This is a genomic window from Phycisphaerae bacterium (genome assembly GCA_012729815.1).
GTDB lineage: Bacteria > Planctomycetota > Phycisphaerae > JAAYCJ01 > JAAYCJ01 > JAAYCJ01.
The window spans coordinates 1-17620 of the sequence record JAAYCJ010000052.1; the positions used below are offsets into that span (position 1 = coordinate 1).

The 17620-nt window shown below is 62.5% G+C and carries 16 protein-coding genes; 12 read left to right on the plus strand and 4 right to left on the minus strand.

The annotated features are described in order from the left end of the window. The 4 genes from GXY33_03880 to GXY33_03895 all read left to right on the plus strand — a co-directional run. Positions 1 to 437, plus strand: a 437-nt coding sequence (locus GXY33_03880) for a hypothetical protein (protein ID NLX04267.1), incomplete at its 5' end; no start/stop codon positions are given. Between the two features lie 163 nt (positions 438 to 600). Next, positions 601 to 843, plus strand: a complete 243-nt coding sequence (gene rpmE / locus GXY33_03885; protein ID NLX04268.1) for a 50S ribosomal protein L31 — start codon at positions 601 to 603, stop codon at positions 841 to 843. 171 nt (positions 844 to 1014) lie between these two features. Continuing rightward, entirely contained in the window at positions 1015 to 2115 is a 1101-nt protein-coding gene (gene prfA, locus GXY33_03890; GenBank protein ID NLX04269.1) for a peptide chain release factor 1, read from the plus strand. 270 nt (positions 2116 to 2385) lie between these two features. Next, positions 2386 to 3294 (plus strand): restriction endonuclease, encoded by a 909-nt coding sequence (locus GXY33_03895; protein ID NLX04270.1) that lies wholly within the window; start codon positions 2386 to 2388, stop codon positions 3292 to 3294. A 177-nt stretch (positions 3295 to 3471) separates the two neighbouring features. Here GXY33_03895 and GXY33_03900 read toward each other — a convergent pair whose 3' ends face one another. Together GXY33_03900 and GXY33_03905 are read right to left on the minus strand one after the other, a co-directional pair. Next, on the minus strand, positions 3472 to 3846 hold the full coding sequence (locus tag GXY33_03900) for an STAS domain-containing protein (GenBank protein ID NLX04271.1): 375 nt from the start codon (positions 3844 to 3846) through the stop codon (positions 3472 to 3474). Positions 3847 to 3881: 35 nt separating this feature from the next. Further along, positions 3882 to 4244, minus strand: a complete 363-nt coding sequence (locus tag GXY33_03905; GenBank protein ID NLX04272.1) for an STAS domain-containing protein — start codon at positions 4242 to 4244, stop codon at positions 3882 to 3884. A 150-nt stretch (positions 4245 to 4394) separates the two neighbouring features. On the opposite strand from GXY33_03905, the gene GXY33_03910 reads away from it, so the two are divergent. The 3 genes from GXY33_03910 to GXY33_03920 all read left to right on the plus strand — a co-directional run bounded on the left by GXY33_03910 (position 4395) and on the right by GXY33_03920 (position 8841). Further along, the gene (locus GXY33_03910; GenBank protein NLX04273.1) at positions 4395 to 5369 is read left to right on the plus strand and encodes a hexose kinase; all 975 of its coding nucleotides are present in this window, start codon (positions 4395 to 4397) and stop codon (positions 5367 to 5369) included. A gap of 377 nt (positions 5370 to 5746) precedes the next feature. After that, positions 5747 to 7783 carry an elongation factor G gene (locus GXY33_03915; protein NLX04274.1) on the plus strand — a complete coding sequence of 679 codons (2037 nt, stop codon included), beginning with the start codon at positions 5747 to 5749 and terminating at the stop codon, positions 7781 to 7783. A gap of 251 nt (positions 7784 to 8034) precedes the next feature. Next, entirely contained in the window at positions 8035 to 8841 is an 807-nt protein-coding gene (locus GXY33_03920) for a DUF1571 domain-containing protein (GenBank protein NLX04275.1), read from the plus strand. A 73-nt stretch (positions 8842 to 8914) separates the two neighbouring features. Here GXY33_03920 and smpB read toward each other — a convergent pair whose 3' ends face one another. Beyond that, positions 8915 to 9394, minus strand: coding sequence for an SsrA-binding protein SmpB (gene smpB, locus GXY33_03925; protein ID NLX04276.1), 480 nt, complete (start codon positions 9392 to 9394; stop codon positions 8915 to 8917). 67 nt (positions 9395 to 9461) lie between these two features. On the opposite strand from smpB, the gene GXY33_03930 reads away from it, so the two are divergent. The 3 genes from GXY33_03930 to GXY33_03940 are packed head-to-tail and all read left to right on the plus strand — an operon-like array spanning position 9462 to position 13095. Beyond that, positions 9462 to 10109 (plus strand): sigma-70 family RNA polymerase sigma factor, encoded by a 648-nt coding sequence (locus GXY33_03930; protein ID NLX04277.1) that lies wholly within the window; start codon positions 9462 to 9464, stop codon positions 10107 to 10109. 5 nt (positions 10110 to 10114) lie between these two features. After that, complete coding sequence (locus GXY33_03935; GenBank protein NLX04278.1) at positions 10115 to 10936, plus strand: hypothetical protein; 822 nt, start codon at positions 10115 to 10117, stop codon at positions 10934 to 10936. Then, positions 10936 to 13095, plus strand: a complete 2160-nt coding sequence (locus tag GXY33_03940) for a hypothetical protein (protein NLX04279.1) — start codon at positions 10936 to 10938, stop codon at positions 13093 to 13095. Before GXY33_03935 ends, GXY33_03940 begins: the two co-directional genes overlap by 1 nt. Positions 13096 to 13102: 7 nt before the next feature. Here the strand turns inward: GXY33_03940 and GXY33_03945 are convergent, their stop codons facing one another. Then, positions 13103 to 15274: a hypothetical protein gene (locus GXY33_03945; GenBank protein ID NLX04280.1), complete on the minus strand. Its 2172-nt coding sequence runs from the start codon at positions 15272 to 15274 to the stop codon at positions 13103 to 13105. A gap of 196 nt (positions 15275 to 15470) precedes the next feature. On the opposite strand from GXY33_03945, the gene hemL reads away from it, so the two are divergent. Continuing rightward, positions 15471 to 16766: a glutamate-1-semialdehyde 2,1-aminomutase gene (gene hemL, locus GXY33_03950; protein NLX04281.1), complete on the plus strand. Its 1296-nt coding sequence runs from the start codon at positions 15471 to 15473 to the stop codon at positions 16764 to 16766. Between the two features lie 48 nt (positions 16767 to 16814). Then, on the plus strand, positions 16815 to 17561 hold the full coding sequence (locus GXY33_03955) for a hypothetical protein (GenBank protein ID NLX04282.1): 747 nt from the start codon (positions 16815 to 16817) through the stop codon (positions 17559 to 17561). Positions 17562 to 17620: the final 59 nt, after the last annotated feature.

Below are 17620 nucleotides of genomic sequence, written 5' to 3' on the forward strand. Positions count from 1 at the left end.
ACGGGGTGGAGGAGGAGCGGCGGTTGTTTTTCGTCGCCATGACGCGGGCGAAGCAGCGGCTGCACATCTGCTGCGCCCATCGGCGGGCGACGAGGGGCAGCTATCGGCGGTCGGTGCCGTCGCGGTTCATCCGCGAGATCGATCCGAAGGTGGTCAAGGGGCTGGATCTCTCGTCGTTCTCGCGGCCGGCGAGGAACTTCCAGTTCGTGATCAATCCCAAACGGACGGAAAACGGCGCGAGCACGGCCGCGGCGGCGCTGCCGAAATGCTCGTACCGCAGCGGCCAGCGGATCTACCACGAGAAGTTCGGCTACGGCGTGATCGAGGAGATCTACCTCAGCGGGAGCCGGTACACGGCGGGCATCCGGTTCCATTCGGCGGGGGTCAAGAAGATCGTGCTGGACCTGGCCCCGATCCACCCGGTCGCCGAGGCCTGAAGAGAGATAAAGGGGACATTCTACTTTTCTGTTTTGTAGAAAAAGTAGAATGTCCCCTTTATCCGGTGTCCTGGAAATTTATGACTGGCCCTTGCATCCGGAGCTTGCGGGCAATATACTTATTTGTTTTCGGGTCAAAAACACGTTCGGAAGGTAGCGAATCATGAAGAAGGACATCCATCCCAAATACGAAGAGACGACGGTGACCTGCGGGTGCGGCAACTCGTTTAAGACCCGCTCGACGGCCAAGAGCATCCACTGCGAGATCTGCTCGGCGTGCCACCCGTTCTACACGGGTAAGCAGAAGTACGTCGATACCGCCGGTCGGGTCGAGAAGTTCCAGCGGAAGTACAATTGGGCCCAACGGAAGGGCAAGACCGAAGAAGCGGCCCAGGAAAAGGCTTAGCTCCAAACCATCACTTCAGCCGTCCCAGCCTGCGTACGTCAACGCGGCCTCGGACGGCTGAAGTTTTTTTATGGCGACACATAGAAATCCTGTCGATATTCAATAAGTGGCGGTTCTGCCGCGACGTCCTATAACCTGTGAGCGGCGTGGAGCCAGGTGGAGTGCAAGACGATGACGACACTGACGGTTGAGGAAAGGCTGCTCAACAAGCTCGGGGAGATCGCCCAGCGGTTCGACCAGATCGAGGGGCAGATGAACGACCCCGAGACGGCCAAGTCGGCCATGCGCCTGGTCGAGCTGGCCAAGGAGCGGGGACGGCTGGAGCACCTGGTGACTCCCTTCCGCCAATACCAGAAGGTGGACCGGCAGATCAACGAGGCCAGGGTCATCGCCGCCGACGGCGGCCAGGACGCTGAGCTGCGTGAGATGGCCCGCGAGGAGATCGACCAGCTCTCGCCGCAGCGCGATCAGATCATGGACCAGATCAAATCGGCCCTGGTGACCTCGGAAGACATGGCGTACGACAGCGTGATCATGGAGATCCGGGCGGGCACCGGCGGGGCCGAGGCGGCGCTGTTCGCGGGCAACCTGCTGGAAATGTATCTCCGCTACGCTGAGAAGCTGAACTTCAAGACCGAGGTCCTCGACGCCTCGGAGTCCGAGATGGGCGGTTTTCGCGAGGTAATCCTCAACATCAAGGGAGCCGCCGTATACTCCGTGTTCGGCTACGAGGGCGGCGGGCATCGCGTTCAGCGGGTGCCCGAGACCGAGGCCCAGGGGCGGATCCACACCTCCGCCGCCACCGTCGCCGTCCTGCCCGAACCGGAAGAGGTCGATATCGACATCAAGCCGGACGAGGTGGTCGAGAGCGTTTCGCGAGCCGGCGGGCCCGGCGGTCAGAACGTCAACAAGGTCGCCTCAGCCATCCGCCTCGAACATATTGCGACCGGCATCGTGGTTTCGATGCGGGACGAGCGCTCGCAGCACAAGAACCGCGCCAAGGCCTGGCGAATTCTGAAGCTTCGCGTCTTCGAGAAATACCAGGCCGAGAAGAAGGCCGAGCGCGACAAGCAGCGGAGCCTCATGGTCGGCTCGGGCGACCGCTCGCAGCGGATCCGCACCTACAACTACCCGCAGAACCGCGTCACCGACCACCGCATCGGCCTGGACCTCTACAGTTTGGACCGGATCATGATGGGCGACCTCGGTGAACTGGTGGAAGCACTGCAGACCTACGACCGCGAGCAGCGGCTGAAGAATCTGGAGATTTGAGCGAACACGCCAGGAGTATCTGGCATTCCAGAGGGGGCGGGTCCTTTCTCGCTTTGCATCGGAGAGACGAAGGCTGCGAAGCTTGCGTCTCTTCGTTCTTGACATCAGCATGCAAGCCGGTAGCCTATGACCTTGGCGTGGCATTTGCGGCACGAGGATCATTTCGTGCACGCTGATTCCAAGGTGGGTCACGTCTTAGGAGATAAAGGTCCTGAACTCTGTGCCGATCGGTCCAAGAACAGCTAAGCTCTGACAGAAGGAGAAGCATACGTGGCCATACCCGATTACCAGTCGATCATGCTTCCCTTGCTCAGACTCGCCGACGATGGAAACGATCATTCCTTACGAGAGGCGATTGAGGGCCTATCCAATGAGTTGGAACTTACGGAGGCGGAGAGAAGTGAACTCTTGCCAAGCGGGCAACAGCCGAAGTTTGACAATCGTGTTCATTGGGCGCGGTCCTACCTGACTAAGGCGGGGCTCCTGGAGGCCCCGCGTCGCGGGCATTTCCGGATAACTGATCGTGGCCGAGAAGTCCTGTCCCAGAAGCCAGTCAGAATAGATGTCAGGTTTCTCGATCAGTTCCCCGAGTTCGTGGAGTTCAGATCAAAGCACCGCGAACGTGAACAGGGCGGAGACACGTCCGAAGGAGAGACTCTACAGACCCCCGGCGAGATGCTCGAATCCGCATATCAGAGGCTACGCGAAGATCTGTCGGCTGAGCTCCTGAAATCCGTGAAGGAATGTACTCCTTCCTTCTTTGAGCGGCTCGTCATCGACGTCTTGGTCAGGATGGGCTACGGCGGTTCCCGAAAAGAAGCCGGCAGGGCCATCGGTCGAAGCGGGGACGAGGGGATAGACGGTATCATCAATGAAGACCGCTTGGGTCTCGATGTAATCTACGTTCAAGCCAAGCGATGGCATGCGACGATAGGCCGTCCGGAGATTCAGAAATTTGCTGGCGCTCTTCAAGGCCATCGTGCGAGGAAAGGGGTCTTTATTACAACCTCTGACTTCACTCGTGAGGCCCAGGAGTACGTTTCGAGGATCGATTCGAAGATCGTCCTCATCGACGGCGAGCAGTTGGCTCAGTTCATGATCGACCACAACGTCGGGGTCACTCCCGTAACAGCGTATGAAACCAAGAAGATCGACAGCGATTACTTCATAGGGGACTAGGTTTAACCGTCAGCCTGCGGGCATCCGCAACGACACCCTCGTGGCTAACAGCTCGTCGCCGGCTGGGGCTTCCTCACACTGGTCAGCTAAAAACGCACGTCCTCATGGAAGGGGGATTGAGGACGGGAGATGGCGGGTGAACCTCGCCTTCGGCGAGAACCTCCCGCCCTACTCGGCCTACGCCTGGCCGGTGATCCGGTCGAGGGAGGTTTGGCGGTCGGGGTAGATTTGGAAGATTTCGGTGAGCCGCATGGTTTCGAAGACTTGTCGAACGGCGGCGTTGAGGTTGGTCAGGTACACGTCGCCGCCGTAGGTTCGGACGCGCTTCAGGACGACCAGGAGCATGTTGATGGCGGTGGTGGAGACGAAGGCGACGTGCCGCAGGTCGATGAGGAGTTTCTTGGGCCTGTGGCTTTGGATTTCCTGCTCGAAGGGGGCGAGCAGGTCAATGGCGTGGGGCATGGTGGTGATTTCGGCGGACCCCAGGGTCGCCACGGTCACGCCGCTTTCCGTATCAAACGCCACCCCATCCCTCGACGTGTCGGCCGCCATGTCCGTGCCTCCGCTGATTCCCGAAGCCGTTTACCTCATTTGATTCGCACCGTTCGCAAAGCCTCCTGCTGCGTCTCATAGAAGTTGAAGATCCGGTCCAGGCGGGTCAGCTTGAAGATCTTGTGCAGGTCTTTTTTCAGGCCGCAGACTCCCATCCAGCCCTTTCGACCGGCGAGTTTCTTGTGGAGGTTGAGCATGATGCCGAGGGTCTGGCTGGAGAGGAACTTGACGTTGGAGAAGTCCAGCAGGATGTACCGGCGGTCCTGCTGGTCGACCAGTTCGTATAGTTCCTGGCCGATCTGCTGGATCTGCAGGACGTCCATGATGGCGGCGTCGATGAAATCGACGATCGTCACCTCAGCGACTTTCTGGATCATGATCCGCGATGAAACGGCCATGAGAATTTATCTCCCATTGGTCAACGAGTGTAAGGCGTTTATCTTACCGTGGCGAGGTCCAATAATCAAATGCGGCACAAATCGCGGCTTCGCCCATAGAGGAATAATCGACGATTGCCGCTGGAAAGTTTATCCCCTTATAATACGGCGATGGGAAAACAGCAGGCTCAAGTCATCGCGGTGTCGTTGAACCCGGCCATCGACCGGGGCATTGAGGTGCCGAATTTCGCGATCGGAGCCCACCAGGTGGGCCGGCAGATCTTCCGCCGGGCTGCGGGCAAAGCGGTGAACCTGGCGCGGGTGCTGAATCTGCTGAAGGTGCCGACGGCCGTGACGGGATTCATCGGCCGGGGGCAGCAGGACTACTTCGAAAAGACGCTCAGCCGGGAGAATCTCGCGTGCGAGCTGTTCGCCATCGAGGGCCAGACCCGCGAGAACATCACGATTGTGGACCCGGTCAGCAAGATCGAGACGCACATCCGCGACCGGGGGTTTCACGTGGACGCAGCCAGTTTGGGCAAGCTCCGCAAGAAACTGGGGCTGATCGCGCGGAAGGACGTGGTGGTCTGTTTTTCGGGATCGTTGCCGGAAGGCATTGGCATTGAGGAGTTTATCGAGCTGCTGCAGATATGCCAGATGCAGGGGGCCCGGGTGTGCGTGGACAGCGGCGGGTCGGTGCTGCGCGGCTGCAGCCCGCTGAAGCTGTTTCTGGTCAAACCGAACCTCTTGGAGCTTTCCGAGATGCTGGGGGCTGAGATTCGCACGTGCGAGCAGGTTCTGCGGGCGGCGGACATACTCAAAGAGATGGTGCAGTACTCGCTGGTGACGTGTGGGGCCGAGGGAGGCTACATTTTTGGCAATGGCGTTAATATTCGGGGGCACGTGCCGATGGACCCGGCCGAGGTTAAGAATACGGTCGGGTGCGGCGATGCGATGCTGGGCGGTTTTCTGGCGGGTCTGCTGACCGGGCGGGATGTGAAGGACAGCTACCGGTACGGTCTGGCAGTGGCCAGCGCGGCGGCGACGTCGCTGATTCCGGCTGAGGTGCATGCCGAAGACATTCAGCGGTTCTACGACCAGGCGCAGATCGAACAGGTCAAGCACACGCCAGCCAAGCGCGTATAGTTCCGCTGCTTCCAGCGGACTTCCCTTCGTCTCCCGATCCGCACGACCGACTCCCGGCGTCCAATGCCTTCCAGGCCGCGGCTACCGGTTTTCGTACAGGTCGCGGACGGACCCGACGACCGGGGCCAGGGCTGCGCGGGTCATTGTCCGCCAGTACTCGTCGTGGGCGATCAGGTCGGCGATCGGCGGCGAGCAGCAATCGCGTCCATCGCTCCGGCCGGCCGGTCTGTGGGGGGAATTTTTCGCTCCCGATCGATCCGGACTTGTCTTGGGGTCGCCGGCTCGATATAGTAATAAGTTTACTTCAGGTGAGAAATCGTCAGCAGAAGTGGACTTTCACAAGGGAATGCACGGGTTTTTGCGACTTGGAGGTTATGATGCCAGGAACCGTTGGGAATATTCGCAACGTTGTGCTAACCGGCCACGGCGGCGCGGGCAAGACGATGTTGGCCGAGGCGATGCTGCAGAAGGCCGGGGCCATCCAGCGGATGGGGTCCATCGACGGCAAGAACACGGTCAGCGACTTTGAGGACCTGGAGAAGGAGCGCCAGCACTCGATCGATTCGAGCGTGGTGCATTTTGACCACAAGGGCGTACAGGTTAACGTGATCGACACGCCCGGCTATCCTGATTTCATCGGCCAGGCGCTGATCGGGCTGATGGGGGCGGACGTGGCGGCGGTGGTGGTCTCAGCGGCGGCGGGAATCGAGGTCAACACGCGGCGGATGATGGCGGCTTCGGCTGAGGTGGGGCTGCCGCGGTTCGTGGTGATCAACAAGATCGACGCCGAGAACCTGGACCTGGCCGGACTGGTCAAGGGTCTTCAGGAGACCTTCGGCAAGAATCTGCTGCCGTACAACCTGCCGGCGGATAGCGGCTCGAAGGTGATCCCGTGCCTGACCGGTCAGGGCGACACGGACTTCGACGACCTGGAATCGGCCAAACTGGCGTTGACCGAGGCGATCGTCGAGAGTGACGAGGCGATGATGGAGCGGTATCTCGGCGGCGAAGAGATCTCCGCTGAGGAGACGGCCAAAGCCCTCAAGAAGGCGGTTCTGGCCGGCACGCTGGTGCCGATCCTCTTCACCTCGGCCACCAACGAAATCGGCGTGGATCTGCTGATGGACTTCATGGTCGAAGCGTGCCCCAGCCCGGCTGAGGCGCCCGCCCGCAAACTGGTAAGCGGCGAAGGCGAGCAGGCCAAGGAGAAGGAGCTGTCGGCCGACGCGAGCGGGCCGCTGGTGGGCCAGGTTTTCAAAATCTACTCGGACCCCCGCAGCAACATCAAGTACTCGATCATCCGCCTGTTCAGCGGGACGGTCAGGCCGGACACCAGCTTCCAGATCAACGAAGAGAAGCGCGGGACCCGCGCCGGGCATCTTTACCGCGTCAAGGGACAGGAGCTGGCCGACGTGAGCGAAATGACCGCCGGACAGATGTTCGCGGTAGCCAAGATCGAGGAGTTGCAGATCGGCGACGTGGTGCAGGTGGGCACGCCGGGCCGGCTGCCGATGCCGAATGTCCCGGTTCCCATGTACTCGCAGGCGATCGAGCCCAAGAGCCGCGGGGACGAGCAGAAGATCAGCGGCGCGTTGGCGCGGCTTTCCGAAGAGGATCTGACGTTCAAGGTGACCCGGGACCGGCAGACCAACGAACTGGTCGTTTCGGGCATCGGGGACCTGCACCTGCGGGTCATCCTGGAGCGAATGGCCCGTCGGTTCAAGCTCGAGGTCAGCACCAAGATCCCGAAGATTCCGTACCGCGAGACCATCAGCGCGTACGCCGAGGGGCATTATCGCCACAAGAAGCAGACCGGCGGGGCCGGTCAGTTCGGCGAGGTGTACCTGAAGGTCGAGCCGATGGAGCGGAACACGGGCTTCGAATTCCTCGACGAGATCTTCGGCGGGGCGATTCCCGGTCAGTACCTGCCCGCGATCGAGAAGGGTGTTCGCGACCTGATGGAAAGCGGCGTGGTGGCCGGCTGTCCGATGCAGGACGTTCGGGTGCGGGTGTATGACGGCAAGCACCACCCGGTCGACAGCAAGGAAATCGCGTTCCGGATTGCGGGCAAGCTGGCGATGAAGGACGCGATCGCCAAGGCCAAGCCGGTTCTTCTGGAACCTGTTGTCAATATTGAGGTTACTGTGCCTTCCCAGTACGTGGGCGATATCACGGGCGACCTGTCGGGCCGGCGCGGCCGGATCGGCGGGCAGGACGTGATGCCAGGCGGCATGACGGTGATCCGGGCCCAGGTGCCGCTGTCGGAGGTTGCCCAGTACAACTCGCAGCTGCGGTCGGTGACCGGCGGGCAGGGCAGCTACACGATGGAGTTTTCGCACTACGAACCGGTTCCGCCGAACATCCAGCAGGAAATCATCAAGCAGTACAAGCCCAAAGAAGAAGAAGAGGAATAGCTTCTTATTCTGTGTATTAATAAGCATAACTAATAGCCGGCTTGGGCTCAAGGGAGTTTCCCTTGACTTTTGTGGGCATTTTGCCAGAATAGACGCTATATGCCTCGAATGGAGGCACGGGAAGAGTATTGACACGCGCCGTATGCTCACCTTAAAGGTAGCCAGCCGCTTTGGACGATAGGAATCGATAGACAGGCCTTCTGTGTACGGTTCGCCGTACAAATTGGGAAAGAGAGCCGGAAGGGGAGATTATGCGATATCCGCCAGCGTTGATCGCCGTTGCCATCCTGTGCACGGTTTTGATGTCCCGTTCACCCGCCTTGGCCGAAGAAGCCCATGCCGCCATTCAGATTCCGGTTGAAGAGCGGCAGATCGTCCAGGAGCGGATGGCCCTGGCCCAGTCGTTGCCGCAGGAGTTTCTGGCGTTTGCTCTTAAGAATTATCAGCGTCAGATCCGCGACTACACCTGCCTGTTCGTCAAGCAGGAGTTGGTGCAGGGCAAACTGACCAAGGAGCAGCACATCGAGGTCAAGTTCCGCGAGGGTCCGTTCGCGGTATTCATGCAGTGGGTCAAGAACCCGAGTCTGGTGGACCATGTATTGTACGTCAAGGGCCGGCACGGCGATAAGGCCCTGGTCAAGCCGGCGGGGGTATTGGGCTGGTTTGTTCCGACGCACGTGAAGCGTGGCGTCAACAGCCCGGACTCGGCGAAGGTTTCCCGCAGGCGGCTGGACCAGTTCGGTTTCGGCAACGCTCTGGACCTGATTCACGAGACCAACACCAGGGCTGAGAAGGCGGGCGATCTGAAGCTGACGTACAAGGGCGAGGGCCAGATCGACGACCGCAAGACATTTGTGCTGGAGCGGAAGCTGCCGGACAAGCCGGAGTATCCCGATCAGAAGCTGGTGGTTCACGTGGATCAGGAGTGGCTGGTTCCGGTGGCGACATACTGCTACGACGCTCACAACCGGTTGCTGGGCAAGTATGAATACCGGGACGTGAAGTTGAATGTGGGCCTGAGCTGGAAGGAATTCACAGCCGAGGCCAACGACCTGTAGGCCGGGTCGTTTACCGTCTGGAAGCCATTAATCCCACCCATTGCGGGTGGGATTTTTTATGGGCTGGGCGCGGTTATCGGAACTTGCGCATCTGGCGGTCCATATCTCGCTGCATATCGCGGTCGCGAATGGACTTGCGCTTATCGTGGAGGGCTTTGCCGCGGGCGAGTCCGACGAGGAGTTTGGCATAGCCGCGGGCATTAAAGTAGAATTTGAGGGGGACCAGGGTGAGTCCCTTTTCCTTGACCCGGGTCAGCAGGCGGCGGGATTCCCGCTTGTGGAGCAGCAGCGGGCGTCGGCGGAGGGGCTCATGCGTGGTGTGGGAGGCCTTCTCGTATTCCGCGATGTTGGCTCCAACCAGGCATGGGGTCTCGCCGATGAATCGAATATAGGCCTCGTCGAGGGAGACCTTGCCCTCGCGGGCGGACTTGACCTCGGTGCCGAGCAGGATGATGCCGGCCTCGACGGTCTCCAGGACCTCGTAATTAAAGCGGGCCTTTTTGTTTATGATTGTTGGTGATTTAGCGTATTTGTTTTCTTGTGTGTGAGCCATAGTCATGATATTATCAGCCAAGGCCTCATTTGCAACCGAGCGCAGTATGAAGGGTAAAAATTTAGCGATGCTGAAACTCATACAACGCGACAGAACGGCTGACAGCGCGGATGGCGACCGTATCGAGAAGCAGGAAGAGCTCGATCTGATCGACCGGGCCAAGCGTGGCGACCGCGGAGCGGGCCGTCGGCTGGTGGATCTTCACAAGCAGCGGCTGCATACGTTCATCTGGCGGATCGTGCGTGACACGGACATGGCGGAGGAGGTCTGCCAGGAGACGTTTTTGCGGGCGTTTCGTGCGTTGGCGAGTTTCAAGCGCGAGTATCGTTTCTCGACGTGGTTGTTTACGATCGGATACCGGTTGGCGCTGAACCAGATGCGTGCGCGGAGCCATCGGAAGGACGTGGTGGCGGACCTTTCGAACGCGCCGGCGGTGCGGGAGCAGCAGACTCCTCAGGAGAGGGTGCTCCAGAGCGAGCAGGCGACTCAGCTCCGGCAGATCATCTGGCAGGAAGTGGATCGGCTCAATCCGGTGCAGAAGGCATCGCTGCTGATGTTCTATCGCGAAGGGCTGTCGTGCAAGGACATTGCCGATTCGCTGGGGATGCCGGTGGCGACGGTCAAGAGTCACATGCACCGTGCGCGTCAGCGTTTGCGGGTTCGATTGGAGCGGTTGGGAGTGGATGATCAGGATTTGATGTATTTGGGAGCCTAAGGGCTGTGAAGTGCGAACACTTCGAACATTTTCTGGACAGGTACCTTGACGGGGAGTTGAAGGGGAGCCTGAAGCTCGAATTCGAGTCGCACCTGGTGGAGTGCGAGCAGTGCGGCCACCTGATGGCGATGATGTCGGCGGTGGGGGAGATCGTCTGCGAGCCGGCTCCGGATGAGCCGGAGCTGTCGTCGCATTTCACGGATCGGGTTTTGGGCGAGCTGGATCGGATGCAAGGGACGCGTCGCCGGTGGTACGGGATCGCGACGGCGGCGGCGGCGGCGGCGGCGCTGGTGGTGACGGTGGCGTCGTTGCTGGTGCTGGCCGGGCCGGATCGGTCGGCGGGCGTTTCGGCCGATCGGATGGCGATCGTGGAGCAGCCGACGATGGCGAGCGAGGGCCTTCCGCCGGTGGGGCTGAGGGACGGCGCGTCGCCGGAGGCGTTTGCGTCGCTTCCAGCCGGCGTGCTTCGTCCGGAGCCGCAGGTTCGAGGCGTGACGTTCAGCCGCCAGGATCTCGGCGAGAGCCTCAGGAAGGGCACAGCGGCGCCGATGGCCTCGCTGGACGCCCAGACCCAGAGCCGCATGGAGCAGGAGCTTCGCCAGTGGCTGACCTCGACGCTGCGGGATGCGGACGACGCGATCCGTCAGCTTCAGCACCTTCCGGGCTTCGCGTTCGACCGAATGCGGGAGACCCTGTTGAATCAGATCACGGGCAAGGCGATGTTCCGGCCGAGCCTGGCGCTTCCGGTTCAGCCGACGCGGGAATTCGGGGGAGAACCGCTGCGGATGGAGCCGGCGCCGGTCGAGGGGAACTACGAGCTGATCTGATGGATCGTGGTGTACCGGCTTCGTCATTTCCGGCATTGCTGACGATCGCTGCATTGTCGGCGGCGGTCGCCGTGTTTGCTTCGCCCGCTTTTGCCCAATCGACCAGTTTGCCAGCGACCTCAACGGCGAGTGCTCCGACTACCACGGTTTCAACCAGCAGTGCTCCGGCCAACGATCCGGTCGCGGCGTCAGCGACGACCCAGCCGGCATCGGCGGCGAAGCTGGCGGGGTTGGCTCCGGCCTGGACGGGAGTGTACCTGGAGGTCCGTGACCTGGCGGGCCTGGTGGCGATGGTCTGCGAGGCTTCCGAGAACGTCGAGGGTGCGTCTGGCCAGGTGCGGAAGGCGGGAGCGGCGCTGCTGTCGGGGGCGGAACGGCTGAGCGGAATGTTCGAAGGCATTTTCGGCCTGAAGGGACGCGATCTTCTAACCGGGATCATGGGTCAACGGGCGGCGGTGGCGTGGGGCGGGCCGGACTTGCCGGACCAGTTCGGGTTGATCTGTGAGGCGCCGAGCGAAGGAGCGATTCAGGAACTGCTGGAGCGCGGCAAGGCGGAGCTGATCGAGGCGAAGGACGGCGACGCCATCCGGCGGTACAAGCTGTCGTCGGAGGGTCTGCGGGCGGCGGTGGCGGGCGATCGGTTGATCGTCGGCACGGTGGGCGAGACGGGCGACACGGGCATGTACTACGGCATGGTGGCGTTGGCGGAAGGGGCCAACGATCGAAGCCTGTGGAGCCGCTTGGCGTTTCGCGAGGCCAACCGCCACGTCGATTCGGACAGTCAGTTGATCTTTGTGGCGCTTGGGACCGAGCCGAAGGAGGAGGCTTCGGATGAGGGCGGCAGGTTCCGCCTGCTGCGCGGGCTGGAGCGGATCGAGTACCTGACGGTCGGCGGACAGGCCGCGGGCGACGATCTTCGGCTGCGGCTCACCGTTCATCCCAAGCAGGTGGATTTCTCGTTGTGGCCGCAACAGCCGCTGGAGTTTGAGCCGCCGGTTTTGCGGTTGTTCCGCCAGGAGCGGCTGGCCATGGTCTACGCGACGGCGATCGAACCGTCGCAGTGGTACCAGAGCATGTTTTCGATGACCAGCGATCAGGGCCGTTCGACGGTGCGGGAGTATCTGGCGATGCTGGAGATTTTGCTGCCGGACCCGCACGCGCGTCAGCGGTTTCTGGAGTCGGTGGGTTCGGAGCTGGTGTTCCTGGTCCGCTCGCAGACCCCGTCGGTGACGACGCAGCCGGCGGCGACGAGTCCGGCCGATGCGTCCGAGGCGTCGGTGGCGATGCTGGTGCGGCTGGCGGCCCCGGTGGTGGCGGAGCAGACGGTCCGGCAGATAACGGCGCTGCTTCGCAGCTTCACCTCGCCGCGGGCGTCGGATGACGCGGCGGTGAACAGCCTGAGCTATCGCGGGGTGGTGATCCGCCGGATTCCCGTCAGTTTCCTGTCCGGCCGGCGGATATGGCCGGAGTTTCTACCGATCGCCCACAGCCGGGAGATTTCGTGGTGCATCCTGGACGACTACCTGGTGCTGACGACCGATCGGACGTGGTTGGCGGAGATGATCGACCTGTACTCCGGCACGAGCGAGGGGCAGACGGCCGATATCATGCCGGCCACGACGGTGGCGGACTGGTTCCTGGGCATGGACCTGCCGCGATTGACGGCGATCATGGGCGGACCGGCTGGGCAGGCGGAGGCGGTTGAACCGGCGGCCACCCAGCCGAAGGGCGGCGATCCGCAGATCGTGCTGGGCATTCTGAAGACGACGGTCAAGGACCCGCAGAGCGGACGCGATGAGATATCGGTGGCGGCGGTGGCGCCGGGCTATCCGGCGTGGGGCGTGTTGATGCCGGGCGACGTGATCGTGGCGGTTGATGAGACGAGCCTGAACGCCGGGGATCCGGATGAGCACCTGCGGGCGTTGATCGCCGAGCGCGCGGGCCAGGATCGCCTGACGGTCACGGTGCGGCGTCAGAACGTGCTTCGCCAGGTGGTGATCGACGTGAGTCCGCAGGCGACGGTCACGGGCAAGACGCTGAATCTGCTTCGCGGGGCGATCGAACTGGCGGGCCGGCGGTTCGACCGGTTCAAGGTGAGCGCCAACTACACGCCGACGGGCCAGACGGTGTTGCGAGTGGACCTCGAGTCGGACGATTGATGCGCGATCAGGTGGTCGTCCTGCGGGCGTTGCGGCGGGCGCTGGGCGCCTGATTCTCCAGACACTGGTTGATCAGGAGTTGGGCCTGGATGAGCTGGGCGACCGACCATGCCTGGGCGATGCAGCCGCGGGGGGTGTGCGGGGCGTCGCCGTCGAAGATTTCACTGACACTGCCGACGCCGGCCTGGTAGAGGTGGTCGAGCAGCGGTTTGATCATGTCCCTGACGGTGGAGGCGGCCCCGTAGGAATAGTCGTTGGTCTTGAGGTAGGCCTCGACGAACGGCCCGATCAGCCACGCCCAGACCGTGCCCTGATGATAGGCGCTGTCGCGCTGGAAGGGGTCGCCGGCGTAGAACCCGTGGTAGGACGGGTCGCCCGGGGCCAGCGAGCGCAGGCCGAAGGGGGTCAGCAGGTGTCGTCGGCAGCATTCGACGACGGCAAGCTGCTGGTCGGGTCTCAGCGGCGATTCGCGGAGGCTGACCGCGAAGATCTGGTTGGGCCGGATGGCTGGGTCGCGGTAGTCGCCTCGCACGCAGTCGAAGAGGTACTGCCCGTCGCGGTTCCAGAAGGTTTCGCGGAAGCTCTCGCGGGCCCGGTCGGCGAGTTGGGCGTAGCGGGCGGCCTGCTCGGGGTTGCTCTGGTTGAGCCGTTCGGCCAGGATTCGCAGGGCGTTGTACCAGAGGGCGTTGATTTCGACGGGTTTGCCCCATCGTGGCGTAAAGACGATCGATCCGAAGCGGGCGTCCATCCAGGTGATCTGGGTGTTCTCGTTGCCCGCCCACAGCAGCATGTCATCCGGATCGGCTTTGGTGTCGAAGCTCGATCCGGCCAGGAACGACTCGACGACCTTGATACAGACCTTTTCGAGCAGTCCGTTCCACAGTTCCACGTCGTTGGTGGCCCGCAGATAGCAGTCGGCGGCGTAGACGTACCAGAGCGAGGCGTCGACGCTGTTGTAGTGGGGCTCGCCGCCGTAGTCGTCGAACCGGTTGGGGATCAGGCCGTCGGGCGATTGGGCGGAGCCGAAGACCCGCAGCACGCCGGCGGCCTGTTCGTAGCGTCCGGTTTCCAGCAGCAGGCCCGGCAGGGCGATGAACGTGTCGCGGCCCCAGTCGCCGAACCAGTGGAATCCGGCGAGGATGGACCAGCCGGGCTTGCCCGCCAGGTCGTCCCGGCGGACGACGAACTGGCGGGCCGCCTTGCGAAGAGTCACTTCGACCGGCTCGCCGAGCGGATTGTCGGCGGTGCTGGTGGCCGGCGGGACCAGAGGCGAAGTGACTTCGTCGACCAGCGTGAACTGGTTCTGCCCTGATTGCAAATGCGCGTTCACTTTGGTCAGGAGCTTGTCGAGCTGCTGGAAGTCCAAGCCGTGCGTATCGAGCCACAACCCGAAGCCCACGCGGCCGCGGCCGGCCAGTTCGTAGTGGCCGGGCATGAAGAGGTCTTCGCCGCAGTCCTGGCCGCGTTCGGCTTCGACGCGGTAGCGGAAGTTGTACCACCAGTCGGGCATGGCGTGGAAACTCGCCTCGACCGGGCCTCGCAGGCCGGTCGGGTGCAGGTAGAGGTGGTGGGCCTTGCGCGATTTTTCGCCGAGGACCGGCACGCGGATGTGCAGCGACTGGCTGGCTTGGCGGGTGTCGAAGACGTTGGCGGCTGATCGCCGGCGAAGCGAGTGGAAATCGCGGAGCGAGACCAGCGGGTGGACGAAGAATCGCAGCGGCCGGGCGCCCTGGGAGTCGACGGCCAGCCAGTAGATCAGCGCGGTATTGTGATCGGCGAAGAGCCAGAGCGTTCGGATGATGGTCACGCCGTCGACCTGGAAGACGGCGGTGACGCTTTGGAGGTCCTCTTCGACCTGGCGGTGGAACGACGTCTGGTATTGGAAGCCATCGGGATGGACGGCCCCGTTGAACTCGAAGCTGCTGATCTGGAACTCGCGGCCGTCGATGATCAGGCGTTCCAGGACGTTGTTGATGGCCATGATCCGTCCGACCGGCGGGATGGTCGCGGGCACAAGCAGGCCGTGGTAGCGGCGGGTGTTGCAGTTGATCACGGTCGAGGAGGCGTAGCCACCGAGATTGTTGGAGATCAACCACTCGCGTGTCAGCAGTTCGGCCAGATCGCCCGAGAGCAGGGCCGACTCAGCGTGAGGACAGGCAACGGCGTTGATTTGATTCATGGCAAGATCCTGTCACCAAAGATGCTGTATCTCCGGGCGACGGACGTCCGACCGGGCCCGGATGCATTCGCCTTCCCACCCCGTGGATAACCTGCGCTGATCCATAGCTATCCAATACCAGCGGCGGGGGCAAAGATCAAGAATTTTTTAGAGATGCTTATTGCTCCACGATGCGGGCGGATGTATCAATGACGGCATGGAGACGGCTAAGAGCGATCAGGCGTACGAGCAGGCGTGCCGGTACATGCCGGGCGGAGTCAACTCGCCGGTGCGGAGCTTCAAGTCGGTCGGCGGCGGACCGCGATTCATCCAGAAGGGGCAGGGGGCCAGGATAATCGACGTCGACGGCAACGAGTACGTCGATTACGTCGGGTCGTGGGGGCCGCTGGTGCTTGGGCACGCGGAGGAGACGGTGGTTGCGGCGGTCGTCAAGGCGGCGGCGCGTGGCACATCGTTCGGGGCTCCGACCGAGGCGGAGACGAAGCTGGCGGGTCTGATCTGCAAGAGCTTCGACGGCATTGAGCTGGTGCGGCTGGTCAACAGCGGGACGGAGGCGGTGGCGTCGGCGATCCGGTTGGCGCGCGGGTTTACCAAACGTTCGAAGATCGTCAAGGCGGCTGGGTGCTATCACGGCCACGTCGATCAGCTTCTGGTGCAGGCGGGATCGGGCGTGGCGACGCTGGGATTGGCCGGTTCGGCGGGCATTCCGGAGGAGATGGCGCAACTGACGGTGGTGGTGCCGTACAACGATTCGGAGGCGGTGGCTGAGGCGTTCCGGCGGTTTCCGGATCAGATCGCCGCGGTTCTGGTCGAGCCGGTGGCGGGGAATATGGGGGTGGTGCCTCCGGCCCAGGGGTATCTTAAGGCGCTTCGGCGGCTTTGCAGCGACCGTGGCGCCCTTCTGGTTCTCGATGAGGTCATCACGGGTTTTCGTCTGGCTCCGGGCGGGGCTCAGCAGGTTTACAACGTCAGTGCGGATTTGACGTGTTTGGGCAAGATCATCGGCGGCGGGTTGCCGGTTGGGGCGTACGGCGGTCGGCGCGAGATCATGGAGCAGCTTGCCCCGCTTGGTCCGGTGTATCAGGCGGGTACGCTGTCGGGCAATCCGCTGGCGGTGGCGGCGGGACTGGCCACGCTGGAAGCCCTGGCGACGCCGACGAACTATGAAAGGCTGGAGAGGTTGTCGGCGGCTCTCGAAGAGGGGCTGGCTGAGGCGGCGAGGGAAACGGGCGTGCCAGTGACGATCAACCGCGTCGGAAGCATGATGACCGTGTTTTTCACGGACGGACCGGTCAGGAACTACGACGACGTGCAGCGGTGCGACGCGGGACGTTACGCGGTGTTTTTCCACTCGATGCTGGAACGAGGGGTGTATCTGGCCCCGTCGGCGTTTGAGGCCATGTTCGTCTCGCTGGCCCACCGTGACGCGGACATTGAATTCACGGTGGACCAGGCCCGGAAATCGTTTGAAGTGGTGGCGGCGGGCGATTAAACTTCACTGCAATTCACGTTGCAGCCCTTGGGGTTTTGGAGGCTTGTGATGAACGGATCCAAAGCGGTCGTCGGTTTTGTCGATTCCTGGAAGATTCTCTATCGGGGTCGGACGTTTTTCAGCGTCTTTCTGATCGGCGCGATGGTGGCCAATGTTGTCGTGTTCCTGTGGGTTCTGCTGGGCGGTCCGGTGGACGCGCTGAAGCATCCGGCGGCGTTGTATGGTTGTCCGCCGCTGACGCCGGGGATGGTTCCTTCGACGAGGCCGTTTACGGCTCCGACCACCGGGCCCGCGGCCGCTTTTGTCGAGGCGTTCAGCGACGAGGCGATGCCGACGCAGGAGGAGATCAACTCGGCCCAGCAGTGGCGGCAGATTTTTACCGTCATCATGTTCGTTGCCGGAATTCTCGCCATTCTGGGCGCGGTGTTCATGACGGCTTGCGCGTTGTTGGGCGTGATGGTGCTGGTGGCGGGCGGTTTGCCCGGGAGCGGGTTTGCCACGAGCGCATTTTTCTATGTGGTCGGAGCGGCGTTGTGGCTGCTGCTGCCGTGGGAGCAGGCGTTGTCGGGGACGGTGTATATGCCGGTGGGGGTGTTGAACTTCCAGGACCTGTTCTACGCGTACCGCGGGAGCAACCCGGGCGACTGGCTGACCTTCGCGTCGCTGATCGTCAAGTACGTGGTTTACCCGGTGGTGCTGATCCTGCTGGCGGTGATGTACCTGGGGCGGACCAGCCAGGCCAACAGCGTGGTGGTCGCGGCGACCAGGCCTGAAACGCCCGAATTGGGCCGGTAGGATCAGGTCGCAGCCGGTGATGTGCCGAACGGGCGTGCTCGTTTCCCGCCGCGTTGCGC